Source organism: Myxococcus sp. AM011 (assembly GCF_013372595.1).
Taxonomy (GTDB): domain Bacteria; phylum Myxococcota; class Myxococcia; order Myxococcales; family Myxococcaceae; genus Myxococcus; species Myxococcus eversor.
In genome coordinates this window covers 1-9,948 of record NZ_JABXEM010000345.1, presented here as the reverse complement: position 1 = coordinate 9,948, position 9,948 = coordinate 1, and the positions used below count along the sequence as shown (strand labels likewise).

9 protein-coding genes and 1 pseudogene are annotated in these 9,948 nt (G+C 69.1%); 4 read left to right on the top strand and 6 right to left on the bottom strand.

All coding sequences use genetic code 11. The features are described from left to right. The first annotated feature begins 159 nt into the window (after positions 1-159). From HUW62_RS42535 to HUW62_RS42520, 4 genes are all read left to right on the top strand, one after another. Positions 160-657, top strand: a complete 498-nt coding sequence (locus HUW62_RS42535; protein ID WP_176437689.1) for a helix-turn-helix domain-containing protein — start codon at positions 160-162, stop codon at positions 655-657. Beyond that, a complete protein-coding gene (locus HUW62_RS42530; protein WP_176437688.1) occupies positions 654-3,269 on the top strand; it encodes a VIT domain-containing protein in 2,616 nt (871 codons plus the stop codon). The genes HUW62_RS42535 and HUW62_RS42530 overlap by 4 nt, the downstream gene beginning before the upstream one ends. Positions 3,270-3,365: 96 nt before the next feature. Further along, positions 3,366-4,496 carry a hypothetical protein gene (locus HUW62_RS42525; protein WP_176437687.1) on the top strand — a complete coding sequence of 377 codons (1,131 nt, stop codon included), beginning with the start codon at positions 3,366-3,368 and terminating at the stop codon, positions 4,494-4,496. A gap of 32 nt (positions 4,497-4,528) precedes the next feature. Beyond that, on the top strand, positions 4,529-5,173 hold the full coding sequence (locus HUW62_RS42520) for a phospholipid scramblase-related protein (protein ID WP_163863203.1): 645 nt from the start codon (positions 4,529-4,531) through the stop codon (positions 5,171-5,173). Here HUW62_RS42520 and HUW62_RS42515 read toward each other — a convergent pair whose 3' ends face one another. From HUW62_RS42515 to HUW62_RS42490, 6 genes and pseudogenes are all read right to left on the bottom strand, one after another. Then, complete coding sequence (locus tag HUW62_RS42515) at positions 5,174-5,896, bottom strand: double-CXXCG motif protein (RefSeq protein WP_163863205.1); 723 nt, start codon at positions 5,894-5,896, stop codon at positions 5,174-5,176. Positions 5,897-5,902: 6 nt separating this feature from the next. Beyond that, positions 5,903-6,575, bottom strand: a pseudogene (locus tag HUW62_RS42510) (TIGR02269 family lipoprotein). 66 nt (positions 6,576-6,641) lie between these two features. Next, positions 6,642-7,472, bottom strand: a complete 831-nt coding sequence (locus HUW62_RS42505; RefSeq protein WP_163863208.1) for an SDR family oxidoreductase — start codon at positions 7,470-7,472, stop codon at positions 6,642-6,644. Positions 7,473-7,585: 113 nt separating this feature from the next. Beyond that, positions 7,586-7,891: a YkvA family protein gene (locus HUW62_RS42500; protein WP_240356151.1), complete on the bottom strand. Its 306-nt coding sequence runs from the start codon at positions 7,889-7,891 to the stop codon at positions 7,586-7,588. Between the two features lie 89 nt (positions 7,892-7,980). Next, a complete protein-coding gene (locus HUW62_RS42495) occupies positions 7,981-9,036 on the bottom strand; it encodes an ABC transporter ATP-binding protein (RefSeq protein WP_163863828.1) in 1,056 nt (351 codons plus the stop codon). A 274-nt stretch (positions 9,037-9,310) separates the two neighbouring features. After that, positions 9,311-9,948: iron ABC transporter permease (locus tag HUW62_RS42490; protein WP_176437685.1), on the bottom strand; the 638-nt coding region annotated here is incomplete at its 5' end.

The following is a 9,948-nucleotide window of genomic DNA, read 5'->3' as shown; positions in this document are numbered from 1 at the left end:
CAGCCTCGGCCCCCTGCCCTTCCCCGAACTCGACAGTTCATCTCGACACTCGAACCAGACAGTACGACACCGACCCACCCCGGCATCTCGACACCACCCCCGCAGAAACTCGACACTGATGACTTGACACCAAAAGTGTCGAGTCGTACTGTCTGAATCGTGAACACGCGGAAGACACAGAGTGAGTGGAAGCTGGCGGAGCTGGCCGAGGAGGCGGGCGTCTCGCCACGCACGGTGCGCTACTACGTCCAGCGGGGCCTGCTCCCCGCGCCGCCCTTCCGGGGTCCGGACACCGTGTATGGCGAGGAGCACGTCGTCCGTCTCAAGGCCATCCGGGTCCTCCAGGCCCGGTTCCTGCCCTTGGATGCCATCCAGGCGGAGCTCCTGCGCCTGTCGCTCGACGAGCTGCGCAAGCTCGCCGAGTCGGACGTCACCCCGACTCCGCCCACGTACGGGCCGACGAGTCCCAGCGATTCACAAATCGTGGCACCGCCGGCCACCGGCCCGCGTCCCACGACGACGACTCGCTACCAGCGCTGGGAGCTCATCCCCGGACTGGAGCTGCACGTAGCCGATTCAGCGGATGCCAAGGTCAAAGCCCTCGCCGAGCGCGTGAGGGCCCTCATCGAAGAGTTCCAGGACAAGGAGAAGCCATGACGAAAGAGCATGCAGGGCTGTTCACTCGCGAGGGCGCGCAGGTCCCCCTCCAGGGCGTCGAAGTCACTGGTGAGCTGCTCGGCGGACATGCGCGCGTGCGCGTTCGCCAGCGCTACCTCAACGACTCGCAGCGCCCCATCGAGGCCGTCTACACCTTCCCCCTGCCGTCCGATGGCACCCTGTCCGCCTTCTCCATGACGTGCGCGGGCCGCCGCGTCGAGGGCATCGTCAAGGAGCGCGAGGAGGCCTTCCGCGCCTATGACGACGCCGTCACCGCGGGCCATGGCGCCGCCCTGCTCGATGAGGAGCGCTCCAACGTCTTCACCGCCCAGGTGGGCAACCTCCTCCCCAACGAGGAGACAATCATCGAGGTGGAGTTCCTCCAGGCCGTCACCGCCGAGGAGGGCAGCGTCCGGTGGATGCTCCCCACGCTCGTCGCCCCGCGCTACATCCCCGGCAACGCCGCCGGTGACCGCACCGGCCACGGCAGCGCCGAGCCCACGTCGCGCGTCCCCGACGCGGACCGCATCTCTCCTCCCATCGGACAGGTGCACTACGGCCTGCGCATGGACCTGCTCGTGGACCTGGGCCGCGAGGTCATCGTCGAGAGCCCCTCGCACGCCATCACCGTCACCCGCGAGAGCGGCACCCGCGCCCGGGTGAGCTTCTCTCGCGGCGAGGTGTCCCTGGACCGCGACCTGGTCCTCTCCCTGCGCAGCTCCGATTCGAGCGCCGTCTTCACCCCGCTCGCCACGCACCGCAAGGGCGACAAGCCCGGCACGTTCGCCCTCACCGTGGTGCCCGACCTGCTGGGCATAGCCTCCGCGCCCCCCAAGCAGGAGGTCATCTTCCTGGTGGACGTCTCCGGCTCCATGGACGGCGAGAGCCTGCCCCAGGCCCAGGCCGCGCTCCGGCTGTGTCTGCGCCACCTGCGTGAAGGCGACCGCTTCAACGTCATCGCCTTCGAGAGTTCCTTCCGCTCCTTCCAGCCCCTGCCCGTTCCCTTCACCCAGCGCATGCTGGAAGAGGCGGACCGTTGGGTGGCCGCGCTCCGCGCCGATGGCGGCACCGAGCTGCTCGGGCCCATGCAGGCCGCGGCTCGCACCGCGCCGGATGGCGTGCTCGTACTGCTGACGGACGGACAAGTGGGCAACGAGGAGGAGATCCTCCGCGCCGTGCTCGCCGAGCGGAAGTCCGCGCGCGTGTACTCGTTCGGCATCGGCACCAACGTCAGCGACGCGCTGCTGCGTGACATGGCGAAGCAGACCGGCGGCGACGTGGAGTTCATCCACCCGGGCGAGCGCATCGACGACAAGGTCGTCGCCCAGTTCTCCCGCGCGCTCGCGCCTCGCGTCACTGACATCCAGGTCACCTTCGAGGGCATCGAAGGCACGGAGCTGGCTCCCGCCGAGCTGCCGACGATGGTGGACGGTGTTCCCTGGACGCTGCTGGGTCGCTACCCGACACCGGGCACGGGCAAGGTGACGCTGCGGGGCCGCTCCGGCCGTGAGCCCTTCGCGCTCACGGTGAACGTGAACTTCCTCGCCGAGTCGGACCGTCCCGCGGTGGAGAAGTTGTGGGCCGCCGAGCGCATCAAGAGCTGGGAGGCCGCGGGCCTCACCGGCCGCCGCGCCGAGTCGATGAAGAAGCGCATCGTCGACCTCGCCGTCGAGCACCAGATTGTCACGCGCTATACGTCCTTCGTCGTGGTGGAGGAGCGCACCGGTGACAGGCGCGCCTCGGGGCAGCCGGAGACGCGCGTCGTCCCGGTGAATGCTCCCGCGGGCTGGGCCATGTTCGGCACGCAGAAGAACGAAGAGGCCGAGGCCGCTCCCGTCGTCCAGCGCCCCGGTGCTCGTCGCCGTGGCGGGCCGCAGCAGCCGGTCATGCCGGCTCCCGGAGCGCCGATGCGAATCCCGGCTCCGGCGCCCATGGCCGCCGCGCCCTCCATGGCTTCCGCGGGTGGGCCCCCGCCGCCCCCCGCGCCGCTCGAGGACTCCGCTCCGAGCTTCGAGAGCCGGAGGATGGTCAGCAAATCGTCCCAGGCCCCCGACCTGGCGAAGAAGAAGGGCGGCGGCCTGCTGGGCGCCATCTTCGGCGGAGCCTCTCGGAAGGAGAAGGACTCCCTGGCGGCTCCCGAGTTCTACGACGACGACGCCCCCGGGGACGGCATGGCCCTCGAGCAGGAGGAGAGCACCCTGGAGCGCTCCCGTGACGTCGCTTCCCACGGAGCGGGCGCGGAGGCGCTGCTGGGACGACAGCTCGCCAACGGGCTGTGGGCGGGGACCGGCTCCGGGCCGGAGCCCGTGCAGCAGGCTCGAGCCACCGCGCTCGCGCTGCTGGAGCTGCTGCGCGAGGGCATCACCAGCAGCCACGCGCTGCACGGCGCCCAGGTGAAGAAGGCGGTGGAGGCCCTGCTGACACTCGCCTCGCAGCTCACCGGCAGCCCCGACGTCGCGGAGCTGGCCCTGGGCGTGGCCTGGCTCGTCGCGGCGGGCCCGCGCACCCGCGGTCGCATCGAGCAGGCAGCCAAGCCCCTCGCCGGACTCAACGGCCGACTGGGCAACGACGCCGAGCTGCGTCAGCACGTCGATACGCTCGCCGCTCGCTGACGCGTCGCGCCTGAGACACGACACCCGAAGTCCCCGACGACCTCGGCCTCTCCCTCGTGGACGGGCCGGGGTCGTCGCATAGAGTGGGTGGTGCCCATGACGCTCGCCACCCTCTTGCTCGTCGCGCTCTCCACCACCCAAGTCGTGGATGAAGCGCGGACCGGACCTGATTCCCCAACGCGGCTCTCCTCCGAAACCCTGACGGCTCCGCCGCTGATGACCTCACCCGAGGCGTGCCCTCCCGAAGCGGAGGCTCGCTACAACGAGGGCTTCGACGCGCTCATCCGGGGCAATGACAGCGAGGCCGCTGAAGCCTTCGCGGAGGTCCTCTCCGTCTGCCCGCAGCACGCCTACGCCTCCGAGCTCGGCCGGCTCACCCGGGCCCGGCTCAAGCCCGGCGCGAAGCTGGCGCAGGCCGCGGTCTACGAGAACACGGAGCGTCGCTCGGGCGGCGCCGTCGCGTCGCTGACGGTGGTGCAGACGCTGCACGGCGCGACGCAGGGAATTCTCTTGTGCGCCATCGCCGAATGCAGGGACCAGAACTACGTGGCCGCGTCCATGCTTGGAGCGGGCGCGGGTGTCACCAGCGCGCTCCTGCTGTCGCAAGGTGGCATCACCTCCGGACAGGCGGCCGTCATCAACTCCGGCACCGTGTGGGGTTTCTGGTTCGGCACCGCGTCGATGCAGGCCTTCGACCTGGAGGGCGATGATGCGCTGGGGGCCGTCGTCGTCGGCGGCGCGGGCTTCACCGGCGTGGGCGTCCTGCTCGCCAACCTCGTGAATCCCACGGCGGGTCAGGTGTCCATGGCCAACTCCGGCGGCCTGTGGGCCGGCGTGGTGACGGCCCTGTTCCTGGCCACGTCGGAGAGCGACGACACGAAGTCCTTCTTCGCCGCCGAGCTGGCCGCGACGTCCGCCGGCATCATCGGCCTCGCCGTGCTGTCGCGCAGCGTGCCCGTGTCCCGGGGCCGCATGCTGCTCATCGACGCGGGCGGCATCGTCGGAGGGCTGCTCGGCGCCAGCACCATGTACACCTTCACGGGAGGCGACAACGGCGCCAACGGCGACGCCATCCTCATCAGCGCGGGCGTGGGCGCCCTGGGCGGGCTGGCCCTCACGGCCTATCTCACGCGCAACTTCGACGCGCCCCGGGTCCCCCAGGTGATGTTGACTCCCACCCTGATGGGCAAGGAAGGCGCGGGCATGGCGCTGGCGGGTCAGTTCTAATCACCCCGTCTCGCAGTGCCCGGAAGGCGTTCATGCCCATCGACTCCACCGCCCTGGCTCCCCTCCAACATCAGCGCGCCTTGCGCGTCCGTCAGGTGAAGGAGTGGGGAGAAATCCTCACGGGCTTCGAGGGACGCAACAAGTACCAGGTGGTGGGGGACGACGGAGAGACGGTCTTCTTCGCGGGCGAGGTGGGCAGCGGATTGGGGCTGCTGCTCCTGCGCAACTTCTTCAAGGCCAGGCGCCCCTTCACGATGGAGCTGAAGTCGCCCTCGGGCGCCGTCGCACTGCGGCTGCGAAGGCCGTGGCGCTTCTGGCTGGCGCGCATGGACGTGGAGGACGGGGATGGGCGTCTCTTGGGGAGCGTGAGGCAGCGCTTCCGCTTCTTCACGCGGGCGTATGACATCGTCGGGCCGGGTGGAGAGGAATTAGGGCACCTGCGCGGCCCGCTCTTCCGTCCGTGGACGTTCGTGATTGAAGAGGGTGGGCGCGAGGTGGGCACCATCGCCAAGCGGTGGAGCGGGTTCGGCAAGGAGATGTTCACGGACGCAGACAACTTTGGCGTCCAGTTCGACGGGGCGCTGAGAGGCTCGCTCCTGCGCACCCTGGCCGTGGCAGCGACGTTCCTCATCGACTTCGTCCACTTCGAGAACCAGCGCGAGCGCAGCAAGGATTAGCTAGCGCGTCGGGAGTTCGCGGAAGGTGAGGCCATCCAGACCGAGACGGAGCACGGCGTCCTTGAAGCGCTCGGTGCCGACGACCATGGTCGAGAAGTTCGCCAATCGGAACAGGTCCAGGTCCGGGGGTAGGGAGGCCGCGTCCAGGATGGGTTCGTCGGGCCGCCCGAAGCCGGCTCGACCACAGGTCGCGCACGGAGGAGGTTCCTCTGGCGGGATGCAGTCGGCATGCAGAATGCCATGCGGGTCCACCTGGAGTTCCATCAACTCCGGTGGGTTCTTCTGTTTGAAGCGCAGAGCCGTCGGGAAGGCCTGAAGCCCGTGCAGTCCTCCGACCTGGAGTTGCTCAACCATCTCTTGGTCAAGCAGCAGCACATCGAGGAGCCACACGAAATCCGGGAGCTTTCCGACCGAAGTACCTACCAATGGACCGAAGCTCGTGCCTGGAGGAAGCGCGGCATGGGGAGGCACCAGGGGGCGTACCAGTTCGCGAAGGCGCGTGAACTCCAGGAGGGGCTCGGGTCTGGCCTTCTCGAACTCGCGATGCTCTGGCAGTTGAGTCAGGTCCACGCCGGGGAAGTGGTGCCCCAGGCCTCCCCAGGTTGCTCCGCACGTGGGGCACTTCAACAAGCCCGGCAACCCCCATCGGTGTGACGCATTCACGTACCCCCGGTACTTCGCAGTAACGGCGTAGTCCTCATCCACCCAGAAGAATCGCGGCATTCGCCATCACGCTCCTGGCTTGGAATAGTACGGTCGGATGGGGCCACCGATGAGTTGGAAACGGTAGATGAGCTCCCCAGCGTGCTTGAAAATCTCTTCAGGTGAGGCGCCGGGATTGCTCCTGATGAAGACCCGCCACGCCTCATTCCACTGCCCTCCGTGTCCTCCCACGTTGTGAATTCTTTGATGGACGTGGCGCGGGATGGGCATGGTGTAGTCATGGATCTTGACGCCCTGACGCTCGAACCAAGCTTGAAGCCTTTGTTCCTGAGGGAAGATGTGGTGCTTCTCCCAACGTCCGGGAGTGAGCTGGTGTGACGGGGGAATGATCCGCGCGGGGGCGCCATTCCAATTGGGGAACGTCATGACGGCGCCACGCGGGAGGTTCTGTGCCCCGCCCCAGTTCCTGCGAGGCCCACTGCCCGGCGCAGCAGCCGCCGCTGGCGGACGGGAGGGCGGGAAGCGCGCCTCCTCGATTGCTCCCGGAGTGTCCTCGCACCGGTAGAAGCCGCAGGCGTCATCCAGACACAGCAGGGTGACGCACCGGTCTTCCCCTGGGTCGTCGCACTCCACCTCGGCCTCGGCCCATGCCTGCTGCATGGGGGGGCTTGCCACCAGTAGAACAGCCCAACCAGGACACGGCGAACAACGACAGCCAGAACGCGTAAGGGACTCGCATAGGCGGAAAAACCTACCACCCTGATCTGTCGTGGCCCTTACCGGAACCGCGCCAGGGACTGCGCGCTCAGCGCCGCTTCAAGCCATACAGCGACATCAGGATGCCCTCGAAGGTCTTCGCGGGCAGCAGCGCCTTCGCAATCAGCGCCGCGCGCTGCGCCAGCTTCCCCACCGAGTACCTCACGTCGGGCGCCTCCACCTCCATCACCTCCATCACCCGCCGCGCCACCTCCTCCGAAGGCACGCCCTCGCGCTCCTCCTTCTCGATGACGGCCAGCACCTTCTCGAAGGACTCGCGGTACGCCGAGCCCTCGCCCGACGCCGCCGCGCGAACCCTGTTGTCCGTCAGCCGCGTGCGCACGTCCCCGGGCTGCACCAGCGTGGCGTGGATGCCATACGCCTCCACCTCCTGGCGCAGGCTCTCCGTCAGCCCCTCCAACGCGAACTTGCTCGCGCTGTAGAAACCCTGGAACGGCAACCCCACCGCTCCACCCAATGAGCTGATGTTGATGATGCGGCCAGCACGCCGCTCACGCATGGACGGCAACACCGCCTGGCAGACGCGCAACACGCCCAACACATTCGTGTCGAGCTGCCGCCACGCCTCCTCCACGGAGGTGTCCTCCACCGCCCCCGCCAACGCGTGGCCCGCGTTGTTCACCACGACGTCGATGCGGCCCTCACGCCCAAGCACCGTCTCCACCGCGCGACGCACGGACGCGTCCTGCGTCACGTCCATCTCCAGCATCCGGTAGCCCACCGACTCCTTCGTCGGCGGACGACGGCTGGTGCCGTAGACGACGTGCTTGCGCACCGTCAGCAGCTCGACGCACGCCTCGCCAATACCCGAGGAGGCTCCCGTGACGAGGACCACCTTGCTGCCCTGGGACGTGTCCATGCACGCCCATGATTCCGCGTCCCTCCCGCGCGCACCACGGGAACTCGCGGGCGCGCGGCGTCAGATTCCCAGGACACTGCTGGAGCCGGGAATTCCGGGCGGAACTTTCCGGCTCAGACGTGCTTTCGCACGGTGGGAGGCACGCGCTCGTGCCCCTCCGCATCCCTCGGGACACCGTCCCAGGGCTGCTCGGGCCGGTAGCGCTGGACTTCACGCACCATGAAGAACGCCGCCGCGGACAACATGCCCAGGTCGTCCAACCAGCCCAACACGGGGATGAAGTCCGGCACCGCGTCCACCGGCGACAGGAAGTAGACCACCGCTACCACTCCGGCCAGCTTGCGCCAGAGCGCCACGCGAGGGTCCCTCACGTACTGAAAAAAGCGGGTGCCCATGCCACGAAGACCTGCGATGTTCATACCCACCTCTACGCACGGGGAGGCCGGGTGATTGCACCCCGGGAGCCACCCCCAGCGTACGCCGCCTGCCTGCTCGGAGGACAGCCAACCTAGTCGGGACTGTCCTCCAGCACGCCCGCCTTCCCCACGATTTCCAGCCGCGCCCTGTCCCCCACGCGCAGCGGCGACTCCGGCGCTCCACGCACCACCAGCTCCATGCCGCCACAGGCCACGGTGTACTCGGCGCTGGGCCCCTGGAACTCGCGAGAGAGGACTTCCGCGCGCAGGGCCCCGCCCACCGCCACTGAATCCGTGTCAGGCACCAGCCGCAGGGACTCCGGACGCAGCGACAGCAGCACCTTGCCCTTCGCCTGCCCCATCACCGGCAGGTTGCCCAACACCGTGCGCGCCCCGCCACCGAAGCCCATGCCAGGCAATAGATTCGTGCCTCCCAGGAAGTACGCCACGAAGGCCGTGCGCGGCGCGGAGTAGACGGACTCGGGCGTGCCCACCTGCTCCACCTTGCCCGCGCGCATGACGGCCAGCCGGTCCGCGAAGGCCATCGCCTCGCCCTGGTCATGCGTCACGAGCACCACCGTGGCTCCCAGCGACTTGAGCACCCGCCGCACTTCGATTCGCGTGGACGCGCGCAGCCCGCTGTCCAGGCTGGAGAAGGGCTCGTCCAACAGCAGCACACGCGGGCCCGGCGCCAGCGCGCGAGACAGCGCCACCCGCTGCTGCTGGCCTCCGGAGAGCGCGTGCGGCATCCGCGAGGCGAACTCGCCCAGGCCGAACATCGTCAGCATGGCGCGCGCCTTGTCCTCCGCCTCACGCCGCGACAGCTTCGACAAGCCGAACGTCACGTTCTCCAGCACGGACAGGTGCGGGAACAGCGCGTAGTCCTGGAACACCATGCCCACGCTGCGCTGCTCCGGAGGCACGAAGGCTCCCTGTCCCGCCAGCACCCGGCCGTCCAGGGTGAGGGTGCCCGCGCCGGGGCGCTCGAAGCCCGCGACCAGGCGCAGCGTCGTCGTCTTGCCGCAGCCAGAGGGGCCGAGCAGGGCCACCACCTCACCGGGCTCCACCGACAATGACAGACCATCCACGGCGGCGGCGCCGCTGGGGGTGTAGCGCAGGGACAGGGCGTCGAGCGTGAGCAGGGACATGGCGAAGGCGCCGCGCACCCTACCGCGTTCCGACGCGACTTCCAGGGCGGCCGAGCGGCCATCGGCTTCTCGACGTCCACCTTCACGTTCTCATCGACGCTGGGGCCGATGCCTCCGGCCGAGCGGCCATCGGCTTCTCGATGTCCGCCTTCACGTCCTCGTCGGCCCTGGAGACGAGGCCGTCCACCAACACTCCCGACGGCAACAGCGCGAGCCGCGACGTGAGGGGCCTCCGCTGTGTGTCGCGAGCCTCGCAAAGCCCGAGCACACAAGGTCATCCCCGGGGTGCGTCGCCTTCCTGAGACACGAGCAGGCCCACCCCCAGCGCGGAGATGGCCATCAGCACCAGGGCGGGCAGCGCGGCCTCCGCGAAGCGCCCCTCGGCCGTGGCACCCCATACACGCGTCGCGAGCGTCTCGAAACCGATGGGCGCCAGGAGCAGCGTGGCCGGCAGTTCCTTCATGGCCGTCAGGAAGACGAGCGCCGCTCCCGCCAGCAACCCAGGACGCAAGAGCGGCGCGGTGACTCGACGGAACACGGTCGAAGGCGATTGCCCCAGCGACGCCGCGGCCTCCGCCAGGTGCGGATTGAGCTGGAGCAGCGCCGAGCGCACCGTTCCCACCGCCTGCGGAAGGAAGCGCACCAGATACGCCAGGACCAGCATGACCAGCGTGCCGTAGAGGAACGGCAGGGCGCGCACGCCCAGGAAGACGAGCGACAGCGCCAGGACGATGGGCGGCAGCGCATAGCCCACGTAGGAGACCCGCTCCATCGCCAGCGTGAGCCGTCCCGGATATCGCACCGCGAGGAAGGCCAGCGGCAGCGCGCCCAGCACCGATGCCACCGCGCCCAGCACCGACGCGAGCACCGAGCCGAGCGCCGGCGCCATCATCGACGCGCTCTCCCCCACCC